This is a genomic window from Corallococcus sp. M7, assembly GCF_054512695.1.
In genome coordinates, this window is the sequence record NZ_CM137252.1 from 7,650,450 (window position 1) to 7,668,038 (window position 17,589).

At 70.6% G+C, this 17,589-nt stretch carries 13 protein-coding genes; 7 read left to right on the plus strand and 6 right to left on the minus strand.

The genetic code is table 11. The annotated features are described in order from the left end of the window. Positions 1-96 precede the first annotated feature (96 nt). Positions 97-2,664, plus strand: coding sequence for an ATP-binding protein (locus ACX114_RS30585; RefSeq protein WP_459290363.1), 2,568 nt, complete (start codon positions 97-99; stop codon positions 2,662-2,664). 23 nt (positions 2,665-2,687) lie between these two features. Here the strand turns inward: ACX114_RS30585 and ACX114_RS30590 are convergent, their stop codons facing one another. Together ACX114_RS30590 and rho are read right to left on the minus strand one after the other, a co-directional pair. After that, the gene (locus tag ACX114_RS30590) at positions 2,688-3,008 is read right to left on the minus strand and encodes a hypothetical protein (protein WP_459290365.1); all 321 of its coding nucleotides are present in this window, start codon (positions 3,006-3,008) and stop codon (positions 2,688-2,690) included. Positions 3,009-3,033: 25 nt separating this feature from the next. Further along, positions 3,034-4,647, minus strand: coding sequence for a transcription termination factor Rho (gene rho / locus ACX114_RS30595; RefSeq protein ID WP_459290366.1), 1,614 nt, complete (start codon positions 4,645-4,647; stop codon positions 3,034-3,036). Positions 4,648-5,142: 495 nt separating this feature from the next. Between rho and ligA the strand changes: the two genes are divergently transcribed. The 6 genes from ligA to ACX114_RS30625 all read left to right on the plus strand — a co-directional run bounded on the left by ligA (position 5,143) and on the right by ACX114_RS30625 (position 13,403). Further along, positions 5,143-7,167 (plus strand): NAD-dependent DNA ligase LigA, encoded by a 2,025-nt coding sequence (gene ligA, locus ACX114_RS30600; protein ID WP_459290368.1) that lies wholly within the window; start codon positions 5,143-5,145, stop codon positions 7,165-7,167. 10 nt (positions 7,168-7,177) lie between these two features. Beyond that, complete coding sequence (locus ACX114_RS30605) at positions 7,178-7,465, plus strand: acylphosphatase (RefSeq protein ID WP_120586990.1); 288 nt, start codon at positions 7,178-7,180, stop codon at positions 7,463-7,465. Continuing rightward, on the plus strand, positions 7,462-7,905 hold the full coding sequence (locus tag ACX114_RS30610; RefSeq protein WP_014398919.1) for a DUF3052 family protein: 444 nt from the start codon (positions 7,462-7,464) through the stop codon (positions 7,903-7,905). The genes ACX114_RS30605 and ACX114_RS30610 overlap by 4 nt, the downstream gene beginning before the upstream one ends. A gap of 574 nt (positions 7,906-8,479) precedes the next feature. After that, positions 8,480-11,173: an Rne/Rng family ribonuclease gene (locus tag ACX114_RS30615; protein ID WP_459290370.1), complete on the plus strand. Its 2,694-nt coding sequence runs from the start codon at positions 8,480-8,482 to the stop codon at positions 11,171-11,173. Between the two features lie 350 nt (positions 11,174-11,523). After that, complete coding sequence (locus tag ACX114_RS30620; protein ID WP_459290372.1) at positions 11,524-12,927, plus strand: YihY/virulence factor BrkB family protein; 1,404 nt, start codon at positions 11,524-11,526, stop codon at positions 12,925-12,927. A 125-nt stretch (positions 12,928-13,052) separates the two neighbouring features. Continuing rightward, a complete protein-coding gene (locus ACX114_RS30625; RefSeq protein ID WP_459290374.1) occupies positions 13,053-13,403 on the plus strand; it encodes an HU family DNA-binding protein in 351 nt (116 codons plus the stop codon). Between the two features lie 3 nt (positions 13,404-13,406). Here the strand turns inward: ACX114_RS30625 and ACX114_RS30630 are convergent, their stop codons facing one another. From ACX114_RS30630 to ACX114_RS30645, 4 genes are read right to left on the minus strand one after another with little or no spacing between them, the layout of a single operon-like run. Continuing rightward, on the minus strand, positions 13,407-15,482 hold the full coding sequence (locus ACX114_RS30630) for a flagellar biosynthesis protein FlhA (RefSeq protein WP_459290376.1): 2,076 nt from the start codon (positions 15,480-15,482) through the stop codon (positions 13,407-13,409). Further along, complete coding sequence (locus ACX114_RS30635; protein ID WP_459290378.1) at positions 15,482-16,528, minus strand: EscU/YscU/HrcU family type III secretion system export apparatus switch protein; 1,047 nt, start codon at positions 16,526-16,528, stop codon at positions 15,482-15,484. The genes ACX114_RS30630 and ACX114_RS30635 overlap by 1 nt, the downstream gene beginning before the upstream one ends. Then, positions 16,525-17,319 carry an EscT/YscT/HrcT family type III secretion system export apparatus protein gene (locus tag ACX114_RS30640; protein WP_459290380.1) on the minus strand — a complete coding sequence of 265 codons (795 nt, stop codon included), beginning with the start codon at positions 17,317-17,319 and terminating at the stop codon, positions 16,525-16,527. Before ACX114_RS30640 ends, ACX114_RS30635 begins: the two co-directional genes overlap by 4 nt. Beyond that, positions 17,316-17,585 carry a flagellar biosynthetic protein FliQ gene (locus ACX114_RS30645; RefSeq protein ID WP_459290382.1) on the minus strand — a complete coding sequence of 90 codons (270 nt, stop codon included), beginning with the start codon at positions 17,583-17,585 and terminating at the stop codon, positions 17,316-17,318. Before ACX114_RS30645 ends, ACX114_RS30640 begins: the two co-directional genes overlap by 4 nt. Between the last annotated feature and the right edge of the window lie 4 nt (positions 17,586-17,589).

A 17,589-nucleotide genomic window follows, 5' to 3' on the forward strand; every position in this document is an offset into this window, starting at 1 on the left:
CGTTGGAAAACCGGGGGCCGGGTCCTACTTTCCCCCCTGGCCATCCCGGGGGTGAGTGACTAATTCCTTGCACGCCTCCGCCTCTGAGGACGTGTGATGCCCCCCAGCCCCTCACCGGCCCCGGACTACCGGAGCCTGTTCGAAGCCGCGCCCAACCCGTACCTGGTGCTGACGCCGGAGTTCGTCATCATCGCGGTGACGGATTCGTACCTGCGCGCCACGCGGACGCGGCGCGAGGACATCCTGGGCCGCCACATCTTCGACGTCTTCCCGGACAACCCGCAGGACCCGCAGGCCAGCGGGGTGACCAACCTGCGCGCGTCGCTGGAGCGCGCGGTGAAGACGCGCACCCCGGACGCGATGGCCGTCCAGAAGTACGACATCCCCCGGCCCGAGGAGGCCGGCGGCGGGTTCGAGCTGCGCTACTGGAGCCCGCTGAACACCCCGGTGTTCGGCGAGGACGGCGCGGTCCGCTACGTCATCCACCGCGTGGAGGACGTCACCGACTTCATCCGCCTGAAGCACCTGGACGAGGAGCAGAGCCGCCAGCACGCCGAGCTGCGCGCCCGCGCGGATGAGATGGAGGGCGAAATCTTCCGGCGCGCCCAGCAGATCCAGGAGACCAACCAGCAGCTGCGCGTGGCGAACGAGCAACTGGGAGAGCTGGACCGGCTCAAGTCGGAGTTCTTCGCCAACGTCAGCCATGAGTTCCGCACGCCGCTGACGCTGATGCTGGGCCCCACGGAGGACCTGCTCGCCGGGCGCGCGGGCCCGCTGTCGGACGAGGTCCGCAAGGAGATGGAGCGGGTGCACCGCAACGCCGGGCGCCTGCTCAAGCTGGTGAACGCGCTCCTGGACCTGTCGAAGCTGGAGGCGGGCCCCAAGGAGGAGCGCTTCGCGCCCACGGACCTGGCCGCGCTGACGAAGGACGCGGCGTCCAGCTTCCGCTCCGCCATGGAGCGCGCGGGCCTCAAGCTCACGGTGGACTGCCCTCCTTTGTCCCAGCCCGTCTACGTGGCGCCGGACCTGTGGGAGCAGATCGTCCTCAACCTGGTCTCCAACGCGTTCAAGTTCACGCTCCAGGGCGGCGTCACGCTGCGCCTGCGCGAGCACGGGCAGCGGGTGAGGCTGGAGGTGGAGGACACCGGCTCGGGCATCCCCGCGCACGAATTGCCCCGCCTCTTCGAGCGCTTCCACCGCGTGCCGGGCTCGCCGTCGCGCACGATGGAGGGCAGCGGCATCGGGCTCGCGCTGGTGCAGGAGTTCGCCAGGCTGCACGGCGGCGCCGTATCCGCGCGCAGCACCGAGGGCGAGGGCAGCGTCTTCACCGTGGAGCTGCCGCTGGGGCATGCACACCTGCCTCGGGAGCGCATCCGCACCACCGCCCGGCCGCGCTCCGCGGCGCGCGAGGCCACGTCCGCCTACGTCGAGGAGGCGCTGCTGTGGGGCAGCGCGAAGCCCAAGGACCGCACGCAGTCCTCGCACCATCAGCACCCGGCCTCCGCGGACGGCCACGCGGTGGCCCCGGCGCCTCGCGCGCGCATCCTGCTGGTGGACGACAACCGGGACATGCGCGACTACATCCAGCGCGTGCTCTCCCCGGAGTACGAGGTGGAGGTGGCCACGGACGGCCAGAAGGGCCTGGAGGCCGCGCTGGCCCGGCCGCCGGACCTGGTGCTGTCGGACGTGATGATGCCGAAGCTGGACGGCATGGGCCTCCTGAGGGCCCTGCGCGCCGCGCCCACCACGCGCGAGCTGCCCATCCTGCTGTTGTCCGCGAAGGCCGGCGAAGAGGCCACGGTGCAGGGCCTGGCGTCCGGCGCGGACGACTACCTGGTGAAGCCCTTCTCCGCGGGCGAGCTGCTCGCGCGCATCGCGTCCAACCTGAAGCTCGCGAGGATGCGCGGAGAGATGGCCGACGAGCGCGCCCGCGCGGAAGGGCTGGCCGAAGCGCTGCGCGCCCGGGACGACTTCCTCTCCGTGGCGGCGCACGAGCTGCGCACGCCGCTGGCGGCCTTCCAGCTGCACCTGGAGCTGGTGGAGCGCGGCCTGGGCCGGGACGCGCCCCCCAAGGCGCTGGAGCGGCTGAAGCAGGCCCGGTCCTTCATCCGGCGGCTGGCGATGCTCGTGGACGTGCTGATGGACGTGTCGCAGATCACCAGCGGCCGCCTGAAGCTCACCCGCACGGACGTGGACCTGGGCGACCTGCTGGTGGAGGTGACGCGCTTCGCGGAGGAAGAGGCGCGCCGTGACGGCACGCCGCTCACCGTGGACGTGAAGGGCCCGGTGATGGGCACCTTCGACCCATCACGCATCTCGCAGGTGGTGCACAACCTGGTCGCCAACGCGCTGAAGTTCGGCCGGGGCCGTCCGGTGGACGTGACGCTGCAGCCGGATGGCGAGGTGGTGCGGCTGTGCGTGGTGGACCACGGCATCGGCATCAAGCCGGAGGACCGCGAGCGCATCTTCGAGCGCTTCGAGCGCGCCGTGTCCACGCACCACTACGGCGGCCTGGGCCTGGGGCTCTGGGTGTCGCGTCAGGTGGTGGAGGCGCACCAGGGCCGCATCGACGTGGAGGACACGCCGGGCGGCGGCACCACCTTCCGCGTGACGCTGCCCCTGAGGGACCCGCTGGCGGACGTGGCCAACGGACTGGCCAGCTAGAAGCGAGAGGGAGATGCCGCCCGCTACTGGCAGGCGGCGGCGCAGCGCGCGTTGCGGCACGTGGGGATGCACCGGCCGCAGTCCACGCTGTTCGGAGTGCACGTCCCGTCGCACCGCACGTTGCTGCAGTCCGGCCCCACGTCGCGGTGGGTGATGGCGGTGCCCTCACCACAGCACGCGTTCGCGACGCAGTCCGAGTCGTCGTAGCAGACCTGGCTGGAGAGCACCGGCGGGGTGTCCTCAATCGGCAGGTCCTCCACCCCCAGGTCGCAGCCCGCCAACAGCCCCAGGGTGAGGCCCGCGACCGCGCGGGCGACAAGAAGAGGCAGGCGGGCACGACGCATGGGGGCTCCTTGGGCCGGAAGGGAACTACCGGTTCATCGAGCCCAGGAACTCCGCGTTCGCCGCCGTCGGACGCATGTGCTTGAGCACGAACTCCATCGCGTCGATGGGGGTGAACGGGTGGAGCACCTGGCGCAACGCCGTAATGCGCACCAGGTCCGCCGGAGACAAGAGGAGCTCCTCCTTGCGGGTGCCGGATTTGTTGATGTCGAGCGTTGGGAAGATGCGCTTCTCCATCAACTTCCGGTCCAGGACGATTTCGGAGTTACCCGTGCCCTTGAACTCCTCGAAAATCACCTCGTCCATGCGGCTGCCGGTATCGATGAGCGCCGTGCCGATGATGGTGAGGCTGCCGCCCTCCTCGATGTTGCGGGCCGCGCCGAAGAAGCGCTTGGGCTTGTGGAGCGCGTTGGCGTCCACGCCGCCGGAGAGGATCTTGCCGGACGCGGGCACCACCGTGTTGTAGGCGCGCGCCAGACGGGTGATGGAGTCCAGCAGGATGCAGACGTCGTACTTCTGCTCGACCAGGCGCTTGGCCTTGTCGATGACCATCTCCGCCACCTGCACGTGGCGCGTGGCGGGCTCGTCGAAGGTGGAGGACACCACCTCGCCGCGCACGCTGCGCTCCATGTCCGTCACTTCCTCCGGGCGCTCGTCCACGAGCAGCACGATGAGGTAGACGTCCGGGTGGTTGCGGCTGATGGCGTGCGCGATGTTCTGCAGGAGCACCGTCTTGCCGGCCTTCGGAGGCGCCACGATGAGGCAGCGCTGGCCCAGGCCGATGGGGCAGAACATGTCGATGATGCGCGTGGTCATCTCCGACGACTCGTGCTCCAGCTTGAGCTTGCGCGTCGGATAGAGCGGCGTGAGGTTGTCGAACAGGATGCGCTCGCGCGCCGCGTCCGACATGGGGTCCGCGAAGTTGACCTTGTCCACCTTCTGCAGCGCGAAGAAGCGCTCGCCCTCGCGGGGCTGGCGGATGGGGCCCGTCACCGTGTCGCCGGGCCGCAGGTTGAAGCGGCGCACCTGCGACGGCGACACATAGATGTCGTCCGGGGACGGCTGGTAGTCGCTGTCCGCGCTGCGCAGGAAGCCGAAGCCGTCGCTCAAAAGCTCCAGCACGCCTTCCGCGTGGACCTCGAAGCGCTTGTCGGCGATGCCGCCCAGCAGCGCGAAGATGAGGTCCTGCTTCTTCAGCCCCTGGTAGCCCTCGATGCCCGTGTCGTGGGCCATCTTCGCCAGGTCGACAATCTTCATCCGCTTCAGGTCATTGAGCTTGATGACCTGCATCGGGGTGCCGTCGCGCTCGACCTCCGTGATGGCGGGGGATTCGGCGGACTCCGGCGGGGCGGCCGGAGCGGCCTCCTCGGCGGGCGCCTCCTCCTCCGTGCCGCGCAGCTCCTGGAGCTCGTCGTCGCGCACGGGACGGGAGATGGGCGTGAGCACCGGGCGGGGCGCTTCCGCGGCGACCTCGGGGGCCTCGGCCTCCTCGGCGGGAGCCTCTTCACGACGAGCCGGCGCGCGGCGCGACCGGGGAGCCGGCTTCTCCGCCTCCTTCGCCGCCGCGCGCTTGCGCCGGGGCTTCTCCTCGGTGAACTCCGGCTCGACTACCTTCTCTCGGGGGGAACGGGCTTTGGCCATGACGGTCTGCGAACGGACGTAGGGGGAATCGCCCGAAGGCTCGGGCAGGCTGTACGCGGGACGGCGATCCGTCCGCGCGGCGCTCGGAAGCACCTTCCAGGGGGCAGCACCACCCAAGTCCTGGGAACGGACCGGAGGGCGCGTGGGCCTGTGGTTGGGAAGAGACGGCGCCGGGGGAACCCCTGCGCCAGGAACCGCGCTGGAAACTATTGACCGCCTCCAGAGCTGTCAAGGCATCCGTGCCTGGCTCTGTCCCGTTTTTCAGGGGGTTGCACTGGAGGGCGGGGGTATTGCGAACAGGGAATCCGCTATGTAGCTGAAATTCGGGCCTAAAGGGGCAACGGATGCGCTCCCTTGCCGTGAACACGCGTCCCCGGGTCCCCCTTCCCGAGCGCGTGCGGCGGCCCTGTCAGGTGGTGCCGGTAGAGTGCCCTTCCTCCAACGCGGGGCGTGCGCAACTGGCCGCGCCCCTGAATTGGGGTAAGGACACACCCCGTGGACACCTTCCCGAAAGCCGAAGCCCGCGCCCGAGCGCTCCGTCAGGAGCTGGCCCACCACAACCACCGCTACTACGTGCTGGACGCGCCGGAAATCAGCGACGCCCAATACGACACGCTGATGCGTGAGCTCCAGGGGCTGGAGGAGAAGTACCCCCAGTTGGCGACGCCGGACTCGCCCACCCAGCGCGTGGGCGGCGCGGCGGTGGAGGACTTCGGGCAGGTGGTGCACACCACGCAGATGCTGTCGCTGGCGAACATCTTCGATGACGCCGGGCTCACGGAGTTCGACGACCGCATCCGCAAGCAGACCGGCCTCACGCAGGTGGGCTACGTGTGCGAGCCCAAGCTGGACGGCCTGGCCATCTCCCTGAGGTTCGAGGACGGCCGCTTCGTGCAGGGCGCCACGCGCGGCGACGGCACCACCGGCGAGGACGTCACGGGCAACCTGCGCACCATCAAGAGCCTGCCTTTGGAGCTGTTCCCCCAGGACGGCGTGAAGGTGCCCAGGCGGCTGGAGGTGCGCGGCGAGGTCTTCATCCGCAAGGAGGACTTCCGCAAGCTCAACGAGAAGCGCGAAGAGGCGGGCGAGTCGCTCTTCGCCAACCCGCGCAACGCCGCCGCGGGCAGCCTGCGCCAGCTGGACCCCAAGGAGACCGCCGCCCGGCCCCTGTCCGTCTATCTGTATGAGTGCGTGCCCGGCGACGGCGTGCCCGCCTTCAAGACGCACACAGAGAAGCTGGAGTACTTGAAGACGCTGGGCCTGCCCATCAACCGCTACGCGCACGCGGACGGGGCGGACGGCGTGCGCCAGCGCTACGACGAGTCCCTCAAGGGCCGCCACGCCCTGCCCTTCGAAGTCGACGGCATGGTGGTGAAGGTGGACGACGAGGACCTGCGCCGCCGCCTGGGCCAGGTGTCCAAGAGCCCGCGCTGGGCGGTGGCCTACAAGTTCCCGCCGGAGGAGGAGTCCACCACGGTGGAGGACATCGGCATCCAGGTGGGCCGCACGGGCGCGCTCACGCCGGTGGCGCACCTGAAGCCGGTGAAGGTGGGCGGCGTGATGGTGTCTCGCGCCACGCTGCACAACGAGGACGAGTTGCGCCGCAAGAACGTGCGCAAGGGCGACACCGTCTTCGTGCGCCGCGCGGGCGACGTGATTCCGGAGATCGTCTCCGTGGTGCTGTCCAAGCGCCCGGAGGACTCCCAGCCCTTCACCTTCCCCACCCACTGCCCGGTGTGCCACGCGGTGGCGGCCAAGGACGAGGACGGCGCCATCATCCGCTGCACGGGCGCGTCCTGCCCCGCGCAACTGGTGGAGAAGGTGCGCCACTTCGCCAGCCGCCTCGCCCTGGACATCGAAGGCCTGGGGGACAAGCTGGCCACGCAGCTGGTGACGTCCGGCCAGGTGAAGACGTTCGCGGACCTGTTCGCGCTCACCCGGGACTCGCTGCTCAAGCTGGAGCGCATGGGAGAGAAGAGCGCGGACAACCTGCTGGCCTCCATCGAGGGCAGCAAGAACACCACCCAGCGCCGCTTCCTGTATTCGCTGGGCATCCGCCACGTGGGGGACTCCACGGCGCGCGCCCTGGCGGAGGCCTTCCCGGACGTGAAGTCGCTCTTCACGGCCAGCCTGGAGGACATCAGCCGGGTGAAGGACGTGGGCCCGGTGATGGCGCAGGTCATCCACACCTTCTTCCAGGAGCCCCAGAACCAGGCCGCCATCCAGGCCCTGCTGGACGCGGGCGTCCACCCGGCCCCCCCGGCGGTCGCCACGGGCGGCCCCTTCGTGGGCAAGACGGTGGTGCTCACCGGCACCATGGAGCGGCTTGCGCGCGAGCAGGCCAAGGAGGAAATCGAACGGCGCGGCGGTAAGGTCTCCGGAAGTGTCTCGCGCAAGACCGATTTCGTCGTGGCCGGAGAGGACGCGGGTACCAAGCTGAAGAAGGCGCAGGAATTGGGCGTAAGAATCCTGGATGAGCAGGCGTTCCTGAAGCTGCTAGAAGGGGACGCCAGAGCATGAGGCCAGAGGCATGAGCACGCAGCGCCGGGCGACCCTGCGCATCCAGGGCACGGTCCAGGGCGTCTCCTACCGGGAGAGCGCCCGCCAGGAGGCGCTGCGTCTTGGCCTGTCCGGCTGGGTGCGCAACCGGAGCGACGGCTCCGTGGAGGCCACGGTGGAAGGCGAACCGGGCGCGCTGGAAGACTTCATCCGCTGGTGTCACACGGGTCCCCGCATGGCGCGCGTCACGGACGTGGCGCGCACGGACGGGCAGGCCTCTGGCGAATTCCGCACCTTCACCGTGGAGCGCACATCATGACGCCCTACGCGCTGGCTTCCCTGCCGGCCATGCTGGGCATCCGGTCCGGCACCAAGGTTTCCGTCATCAACCCCCCGCGGGGCTTCGTGCAGAAGCTCAACCCGCTGCCGGACGGGGTGGAGTTCCTCGTCACGGCCCAGACGGGGCTGGACGTCATCCTCTTCTTCACCTCCGACGCCACGGAGCTGGTGCAGCGGCTGCCCGCGCTGTCGCGCGCCACCACCCTCAACGGCGGCATCTGGGTCTGCTGGCCCGCCGGCGAGGGCGTGAAGACGCGCCTGTCCGAGGACTTCGTGCGCCAGGCGGCGCTCGATATCGGCCTCGTGGACAACAAGATCTGCATCATCGACGAGACCTGGACGGGCCTCAGGCTGGTGCGGCGTCCGAGAGGGAAGCTGGACAAGCCGGAGGGGCGCAAGCAGGCCCCTGCCCAGGCCTGAACGTCCGTTTCCGAGCGTCCGGGGACCCGCCGGGCGGGCCCGCCCTCCATCTGCCCGACAGTGGATGAACGGGCGCATCGGGCCTTTACACACCTGGAGGGGCGTGGAAAACTCTCCGTGTTTCTGGGCGGTTGTGTGACGCCCCGCGTTGGCGGGACATCACGCCCAGGCAGGAATTTCGACGGGTTGCGCTTCCGGTTTCCTTCGGATGCCCCTGCTGCTCCGGGGCCCCCAGACGCCCCCCCAAGGTGGCCCACATGACGGGCACCGACCGGGTGTGGAAGAGGGGGCGGACGGCACGGGCGTGGTGGAAGCCTCGAGCGCGTGAAGAGAAGCAGCCCCGCCCGGTACGGTGCCGGTCGCAATGCGGGGCGACATGACTCGGAGGAGCAGGCGGCGATGTCCTCGGCCCCCACCCAGGCGATGCGTTCTCCCTCCGGGACTTCCGGAAGGCGTGCACACGCCGGAGGCCCCCTGGCCGCCTCTCCCTTCGCAGCGCGCTCGGAGGTGTGGCGTCTCGCCGCCTCCCGTCCGGTGAGGTCCCCCCTACCGTGCGCGCCTCCAGGATTCATCCATGAGCAGTGTGCTCGTCATCAATGCCGCGGGTCGGGAGACCCGGGTGGCGCTCGTCGAGGGCGGCCATATCGCGGAGTTCTACCTCGAGCGTAAGAAGGACAAGGGCGTCGTCGGAAACATCTACAAGGGTCGCGTCGTCCGGGTCCTCCCGGGCATGCAGGCGGCCTTCGTGGACATCGGGTTGGAGAAGGCCGCCTTCCTGTACGTCAGCGACGTCGTCTACGACCCGGACTTCGCCCGCGCGCAGTTCGAGCTGACCGAGGGCGAGCACGAGGACGCCCCGGAGGTCCCCACCGAATCGGAAGCCGACGCCGTGGAGTTCGCGGCCGCCAGCGTCCCGGACGCCACGCACGCCCTGCCCGCCGGCACGGAGGCCCCCGCGGCCGTCCCGGAGCCGGTGCTGGCGCACGACGGCGCGCTGGCGCTGGACGTCCAGGCCCAGGCCACCCCGGCCGTGGAGCCCGCCCCGGAGGCCTCGCCCGAGTCCGTGAAGCCGGCTCCGGAGGCCACCCCGGCCCCGGTGGAGGCCCAGGCGGCTCCCGAGCCGGTCGCGGCTCCCGTGGCCGTCATCGCGGAGACCCCGGCCGAGGGCGCCCTGCGGGAGGAGGCCCCGGTCGAGGTGTCCACCGCCGCCGTGGCGGTGCCGCTGACGGAGAACGGCACGCCTCCGGTGGAGGCCCCCGCGGTGGTGCAGGAGACGCCCGCGGAGAGCGCCACCGTCGCAGCCATCGCCGGGTCCGGCGTGGCGCCCGCGACGGAGGGCGGCGCCGCCGAGCCGCCGCCGCACGCGGCCGCCCTGGGTGAGCTCATCCCCTCCCCCGCCGCCGACGCCCGTCCCGCCGAGGTCTCCGGCGAGCGCCGCACGCCGCGTGAGGCGCGCGAGGCCCGCGAGCCGCGCAACCGGGAGGGCCGTGAGAAGGACAAGGACAAGCGCCGCCAGGAGCAGCCCCGCCGCGAGAAGCGCGACGAGGAGAAGGAGAAGCCCAAGCAGCGCAAGACGGACAAGATTGAAGACCTGCTGAAGGTGGGCCAGGAGGTGGTGGTCCAGATTTCCAAGGACCCCATCGGCACGAAGGGCGCGCGGCTCACCTCGCACATCTCCATCCCCGGCCGTCACCTGGTGTTCATGCCCACGGTGGACCACGTGGGCATCAGCCGCCGCATCTCCAACGAGAAGGAGCGCCGCCGGCTGCGCGAAATCGTGGACCGGCTGCGTCCGCCCGGCACGGGCTTCATCGTGCGCACGGTGGCGGAGAACGTTCCCCAGGAGAAGCTGGAGAGCGACATCCGGTTCCTCATCGAGGTGTGGAACCAGGTGGTGCGCCGCAACGAGAAGCGCGGCGGACCGGGCCTGCTGCACCCGGACCTGGACCTCATCCTGCGCGCCACGCGCGACCTGTTCGCCCACGACGTGGAGAAGCTCGTCGTGGACGACGCGGAGGAGTACGAGCGCATCCAGGGCTTCGTCACCGCGCAGGACCCGGCCCTGCGCGACCGCGTGGTGCTGCACGAGACGGACGAGCCCGTCTTCGACGCCTACGGGATTGAACAGGAGCTGCAGCGCGCCACCCAGCGCAAGGTGTGGCTGAAGAGCGGCGGCTACCTGATCATCGACCAGGCGGAGGCGCTCACCGCCATCGACGTCAACTCGGGACGCTACGTCGGCAAGAAGAGCCTCGAGGAGACCATCACCAAGATCAACGTCGAGGCGGCCAAGGAGATCGTCTACCAGCTCCGGCTGCGCAACATCGGCGGCATCATCATCTGCGACTTCATCGACATGGAGAAGGCGCAGAACCGCGACAAGGTCTTCAAGTCGCTGCAGGAGGCGCTGGGCCGGGACAAGGCCAAGACGAACGTGCTGCGCATCTCCGAGCTGGGCCTGGTGGAGATGACGCGCAAGCGCGTGCGCGAGTCCATTGGCCGCGTGCTGCACGAGGACTGCCCGTACTGCGACGGCAAGGGCTTCGTGAAGACGGCGACCACGGTCGCGTACGAAATCTTCCGCGAAATCCGCCGCGAGGCGCCGGGCTACAAGGACTCCACGCTCGTCATCAACTGCAACGCGGAGGTCGCGCGGCTCCTGCAGGGTGAGGAGCGCAACGAGCTGCGGCACCTGATGGACCGCTACAACAAGTCCATCCAGGTGAAGGCGCAGCAGAACTACCACCGCGAGCAGTACGACATCTACGGCCGGTCGGCCACCGGCCCCGAGCACAAGGTGGCCTCGTCGCCGGGCTCCGGTGACGGCGAGCTGGCGATGCAGCAGCGCCGCCCGGATAGCAATTACGGCGGCGGCCGGCAGGACCCGGGCCGCCGCGGCGGTGGCCGGGACCGAGACCGTGAGCGCGGCGGCGGTGAGAACCGCGGCGGCGGCGAGAGCCGCGGTGGTGGCGAGCGCGGCGGGGAACGCGGAGGCGAGCGCGGCGGCGGTGACCGTCGCGAGGGCCGCCGTCCCGAGCGCGGCGAGCGCGGCGGTGACCGCAACCGGGACCGTGAGCGTCGCGGCGGTGGCGAGGGCCGTGGCGGTGAGCGCGGCGAGCGTGGCGGCGGTGAGAGCCGTGGCGGTGAGCGGTCCGAGCGCGGAGGCGGCTCCGGCGGTGGCCACAACGGCGGCAATGGTGGCGGCACGCCTCCCGCAGCGTCCGGCGGGGGCTCGTCCGAGCCGTCCGGCGGAAGCAGCGAAGGCTGAGCACTCGAGCGACACCGGGCCCTTGAGCCCGGTCCCTGAATGACCGCGAAGGCCCGGTGGGTACAACCCGCCGGGCCTTCTGCATTGGCGCTGGAGCACGGCCTCCCGCATGGTGGACAGCCAGGCGGCCAAGGTCCGTGCATGTACGGACAACGTCCGCTCTGGCGGGGTGGGAGGGCTGGTTCAGCGGGGCGGGGTTTGGCTACGGTGGCACTTCCACGCCGGGGGTGTCGTCGAGTCCCTGGCCCATTTGAATCGCCTGGGATGAACCGCTCGCCTCCGCGCCTTCGCACGCACCTGGACTCCCGCGACCTGGCCTCCCCGGGCGGGAAGCGCACCGGGAGGGAGCCGTGAAGCTCCGGAAGCTGTCCTGGGGCGTGCGGCGGTCGCTGGTGCGTGCGCGGGCCTGGGCGCTCCAGATGGCGGCCCGCATGTGGGCGCCTTTCGGGGCCACGTCAGCGGGCCGCTTCGCGGCGGACATCTTCTTCGCGGGGCGCACCGTGGCGCGCGGCTTCATGGGCGAGAACCTGCGCCTGCGCGCCGCCGCGCTCACGTACATCAGCATGTTCTCGCTGGTGCCGCTGCTGACGGTGGGCATCGTGCTCTTGCGCACGCTCCACCAGGAGCAGTTCCAGCGGAAGCTGCGCTTCGTCATCTCCGAGGTGCTGGCACCGGGGGTCAGCGAGGAGTCCGCCGCCCTGCTCGACCGGTTCCTGCACCCGGGCAACTCCATCGCGGTGGGCAGCGTGGGCTTCCTCGCGGTGCTGCTGTCGGCGGGCTCGCTGCTGCGCCACATCGACGGCGCGGTGAACGAGTTGTGGGGCATCCGTCGCCAGCGCCCGTGGCTCACGCGGCTGGCCATCTACGCGGGCCTGCTGCTCTTGGGCCCCATCTTCATGGCCATCTCCTTCTCCGGCACCGGCCGGGTCCGCGTGCTCTTGCAGACCTACGCGCCCTCCGCGCCGTTCTTCATCGGGGTAGGCACCACGCTCATCGCCATGGGCAGCCTGACGCTGCTGTACCTGTGGACGCCGTATGCCCACGTGCGCGTGCGCTCGGCGCTGGCGGGCGGACTGGTGTCGGGCCTGGGGTGGATGCTGGCGAAGCAGGTGTACGCCGAGTTCGCCGCGCGCAGCTTCCTCTACAACCCCCTCTACGCGTCGCTGGGCGCCCTGCCCCTGTTCCTCGCCTGGGTGTACGTGAGCTGGCTGGTGATGCTGTTCGGCGCCCGGCTGTCGTACGCGGTGGAGCACGTCTCCTTCCGCGACTCGCTCTTCGCCTTCGGCAGCCACCCGCGCGCGCACGAGTTGGTGGGCGCGCGCGTCGCCCAGGACGTCACCCTGTGCTGGGTGGATGGCGCCACCCCGCCCCTGCCCCGGGAGCTGGCCACGCGGCTGCGCGTGCCGGAGTCACTGGTGCACGAGGTGGTGGACCGCATGGTGGAAGCCCGCCTGCTGGAGCGGGGACGGCGGGGCGGCCTGCGCCCCACGAGGGACCCCGCGGACATCACGCTCGCGGACACCACGCTCGCCGTGCACGGGGTGATGATCACCGGCGGCCCCGAGACCTGGACGGGCCCCAAGGCCCCGGGCTTCGAACAGTTCGAGCCCCTGTTCCAGGCGGCCGACTGTGCCGGGGTCGATCTGCTGCGCCGCACCCGGTGGCTGGACCTGGTGACGCCGCTGCGCCCGGGGCTGCTCGCCCCGCCCGCCCCCGAGGCCCCCAAGGCAGCGGCCAGCGGCGGAAATCCGTAACGTTTTTAGAGGTTTGGAAGCCCACCCGGCTTGCAAGGAGGAGGTGTTCTGTTATGTATTCGGGACTCGACCACGGGCCAGAGAGCCCTGTCACCAAGGGGTCACGGGGTTTGCGGGAGCGTCCGATGCTCAAGTCCGATCTGATCAACATCCTCGTTGCCAAACGAGGCGTGACCCAGAAGCAGGCGGAGGCGACCATCGAGACGATCTTCGAGTCGATGAAGGACGCCCTCTGCCGCGGGGAGAACATCGAGATTCGCGGGCTGGGCGCCTTCCACGTGAAGAACTACCAGGGCTACCAGGGCCGCAACCCGAAGACGGGCGTGGTCATCCCGGTGAAGCCCAAGCGCGGCCTGCTCTTCCGCACGGGCAAGGAGCTGCGCGACCGGGTCAACCGCCCCGCGCCGCTGCAGACCCAGTCGGACCTGCCGCCCTCCTCCGAGTTCAAGGGCAGCAACGGCACCGGCACCCTCTAGGCTTCACCGCCCCACGGCGACCGGCGCCAGCCGGCCGATGGGGCGAATCTGCAGGTCCCCGTCCAGCTCGCCGTAGGTGAGCACCGCCACGTCCGGGAACGGGCCCTCGCACAGCTTGCGCAGCGGACGGCGGATGTCCGGGGCCGTGAGCAGCACCGCCCGGCCCCCGTTGGCGATGACCCGCACCCCTTCCAGTATCTCCATGATGCGCTCCGGCTCGGGCGCGGGCCCTCGGGGACCGCTGGCGCGCAGCACCTCCTCCACTTCGGGATCCACGAGGTACGCGTACAGCGGGCCCGTGGGCGCGAACTGGTGGCTCAGGTAGCGGTGCAGGGCCTGACGGCAGCGCTCGGCCAGGGCCATGGCGTCGCCTTCGGTGGTGGGCGCCACGAGCGCCTCCAGGATGGCGCGCAGGTCGCGGATGCTCACCTGCTCCTGCACGAGCCGCCGCAGCACGTCCACCAGCAGCGGCAGCGGCACCTTCTGCAGCGCCTCCTTCACCAGCACGGGCGACTGAGCCTCCAGCCCCTCCAGCAGCCCCTGCACCTCCTGAAGGCCCAGCAGCGCGGCGGCGCGCAGGCGCAGCACGGCCCGCAGGTGGTCCGCGATGAGCTCCGAGGGCTTGCGCATCGGCACCTGGGCCAGCTCCAGCCGGGAGCGGGCCCCCTCCCCCACGCGGCTGATGGGCCGCCCGCTGGCGGGCTCCACCGCCGCCTCCGCCTGGACCTCCAGGAAGGCCAGCTCACCGGGAGGAACGAGCGCGTACAGGGCGCCGGGCTGCACCACGCCGCCACCGGCGGGCACTTCATCCAGGAGGATGCGGTACTCCCCCGGCCCCAGGTAGGCGGCGTGGGTCCGCACCCGGATGCCGGGGATGCGCACGCCCAATTCGAAGAACAGCTCGTCGCGCACGGCGTTCAGCACGGTGTGCACGAAGGCGCCGCCGTCTGCCTCCGCGAGCGGCGTCAGCTGCGCGGACAGGTCCAGTGTGAGCGGTGTCACTCCAACAGGTGCCTTCGCGCTCTCCGGCGGCTTGCCCGCGGCTCCAGCGGGCACTGCGGCCTCCTGGGAGGCGCCATCCTTCGACGCTGGCTTCTCCGGCGCCTGCCCCTTGCGCCGCACCGCATACCCGAGCCCGCCGAGGCCCGCGGCCAGCGCGAGGAAGGTCAGGTGCGGCATGCCCGGCATCAAGGCCAGCGCGACGCACAGGCCCGCCACGGTGGTCAGCGTGCGGAAGTCACCGAAGAACTGGGAGCCAATCTCCGCCCCGAGCGAGTCCTCCTCTTTTTCCGACGCCACCCGCGTGACGACGAGGCCCGCGGCCACCGCGATGCACAGCGAGGGTACCTGGGACACGAGCCCGTCACCGATGGCGATGAGGGCGAAGGTGGCGGCGGCCTCGGAGAAGGACTGGCCGTTCTGCAACACGCCGATGAGGGTGCCGCCCAGCAGGTTCACCGCGACGATGACCAGGCCCGCGATGACGTCGCCCTTCACGAACTTCATCGCGCCGTCCATGGCGCCGAACATCTGGGACTCGCGCTCCAGGTCGCGCCGCCTGCGCCGGGCCTGGGTCTGGTCGATGGCGCCCGCGCGCAGGTCCGCGTCGATGGACATCTGCTTGCCGGGCATGGCGTCCAGGGTGAAGCGGGCGGACACCTCCGCGACCCGCTCGGCGCCCTTCGTCACCACCAGCAACTGCACCAGCGTGAGGATGGCGAACACCACCGCGCCGACCACGTAGTCGCCTCGCACCACGAACTCGCCGAAGGCCTGGATGACTTCGCCCGCGTGGCCCTCGGAGAGCGCCAGCCGTGTGGACGACACGTTGAGCGACAGCCGGAACAGCGTGGTGAAGAGCAGCAACGTGGGGAACGACGTCACCCGCAGCGCGTCCCTCGCGTTCAACGCCGCGACCAGCAGCGCCACCGCCGCGGCCAGGTTCACCGCGAGCCCCATGTCGAGGAGCCACGCAGGCAGCGGAATGATGAGCGCCCCCAGCACCGCCGCCATCGCCACCGCGAGCACGACGTCCGAGGACTGACGGGCCTTCAGCAAGACCTTCAGGAATGGGGGCATCACGTCTGTCTCCGTGGACGGTCGTCCGTCTCGCGAAGCTCCATCGCTGTCCGCAACACGACGGCCGCCGCCTGGTACAGCTCCTCGGGGATGGACTCCCCAACGTCGAAGTGGATGAGGCTGCGGGCCAGCGGCACGTCCCGGACCACGGGGATGCCCTGCCGGCGCGCCTCCTCCTTGAGCGCGAGCGCGTCCTGTTCGCGGCCCTTGGCCACGAGATAGGGCGCGTCGCATTCGCCCGCGTCGTAGCGGAGCGCGACCGCGATGTGCGTGGGGTTGACGATCACGGCGGTGGCCTTTTGCACTCCACGTGCCGGACCGCCCTGCGCCAGTTGGCGATGCAGGGCGCGCCGCTGTCCCTTGTGACGTGGGTCGCCCTCGCTCTCCTTGTGCTCTCGTTTGACCTCTTCGCGGGTCATCATCAGCTCGTGACGGTGCCTGCGACGGGCGAGCGCGTAGTCCACGGCACCGCACCCCAGCACCACCCACGCCAGTCGCGTCACCAGCGCCGCCAGCCGGCCGAGCAGGAACTCCATTCCCCGGGTTCCATCGAGCCACGCGGTCCGCAAGGCGTCCGGACCGACGGACTCCACCTCGTTCCAGATGATGAGGCCCAGCAGCGCGGCCACGAGCAGCGCCTTGCCCAGCTCAAGCATCGGCCGGACGCTGAAGAGACGCTTGAGGCCCGCCGCGGGATTGATGCGCTCGAGCTTCGGCGCGGCGTGGCGAGCGTCCAACTCGAAGCCCACGGTGGCCACGGAGACCGCCAGCGAGGCCGCGAGCGCTCCGCCCAAGGCAGGGCCGCACAACCGCGCGGCGACCCAGGCCCCCTCCTCCCAGGCGCCAGCGGCGGTCTGTTCCAGCATCAACCGCGCGGTCCAGTCCTTCAGCCGGGCAAAGCCATCGGGCGCGAACGCGATGAAGCCCAGCAACCCGCCCAGCGTCGTCGCGCTGGAGGTCAACATCCGGCTGCGCGGAAGCTGGCCCTTGCGCCTGGCCTCTCGCAGCCGTTTCGCGGTGGGCTGCTCCGTCTTCTCGCCACTCATCGGGAGACCTCACCCAGCAGCGCCAGCGCGCCCTCTGTCGAGGCCACGCCCGCGAGCAGGCGCTCACACAGCAGGCCCACGCCCAGCCACAGCAGCGCTCCGCCTCCGAGGATGCGCAGCGGAGCCCCCAGCTCCTGGAGGTTCACCTGGGCCGCGGCCCTCGATGCCATGCCCAGGAAGCAGTCCACCGCGAGCGATGCAGCCGCCACTGGAGCGCCCACCGCGAGCCCCGTGGCCATGGCGCCGCCCACCATCACCACCACGTGCAGGGCCGAAGCCTCCGTGGGCACGAAGGCCCCCAGTTGGACCACTCCGAAGCCGCGCAGCAGGGCGGAGAGCACCACGGGGAACAGCGCGCCCGACACCACCCTCGCCACCAGCAGGTGGTACAGCGCGTCTCCCGTGGCCGACTCGCGGCTCCCCGCTTGCGGCAGGCTCGCCTCCGCGGAGGTTCCCCGGAACAGGTCGATGAACCGGCCGCCCATCCTCGCCGCGTCGAAGGGCAGCGCGGCCACGAGCCCCACGGAGACGCCGTAGGCCAGCTCACGCACCACGAGCGCCGCCATCACCACCGGCGTCTCCACCGTGCCGCTGAACTCCACGCCTGCTTCGACGTGCAGGAAGAGCGAGAGCGCGAGCACCAGGCCGAGCCGGACCGTCGTTGGCGCGGCCTGGCCTCCCAGCAATGGACAGAGCAACGCGATGGGCACGAGCCTCGCCGCGCACAGCGCCACCGCGACCACGTGCGGACCCAGGGCGAGGAGCTGTTCGCCCAACGCCTCGGGATTCACAGCGCCACCTCCGCGATGAGCATGAGGAGCTGTTGGGTGAAGCGCGTGAGCTGTCCGGCGATCCACGGCCCCGCGAGCACCAGGGACAGCACCGCCGCGCACAGCTTGGGCACCACCGACAGCGTGCTCTCCTGCAACTGGGTCGTTGCCTGGAAGAGGCTCATCAGGAAACCCACCAGCAGGCTCGCGCCAATGGGCGGCAGCGAGGCGAGCACCATCAACAGCAGGGCTTCACGGCCCAGGGTGAGCAGGACGTCCTGGGTCATGGCG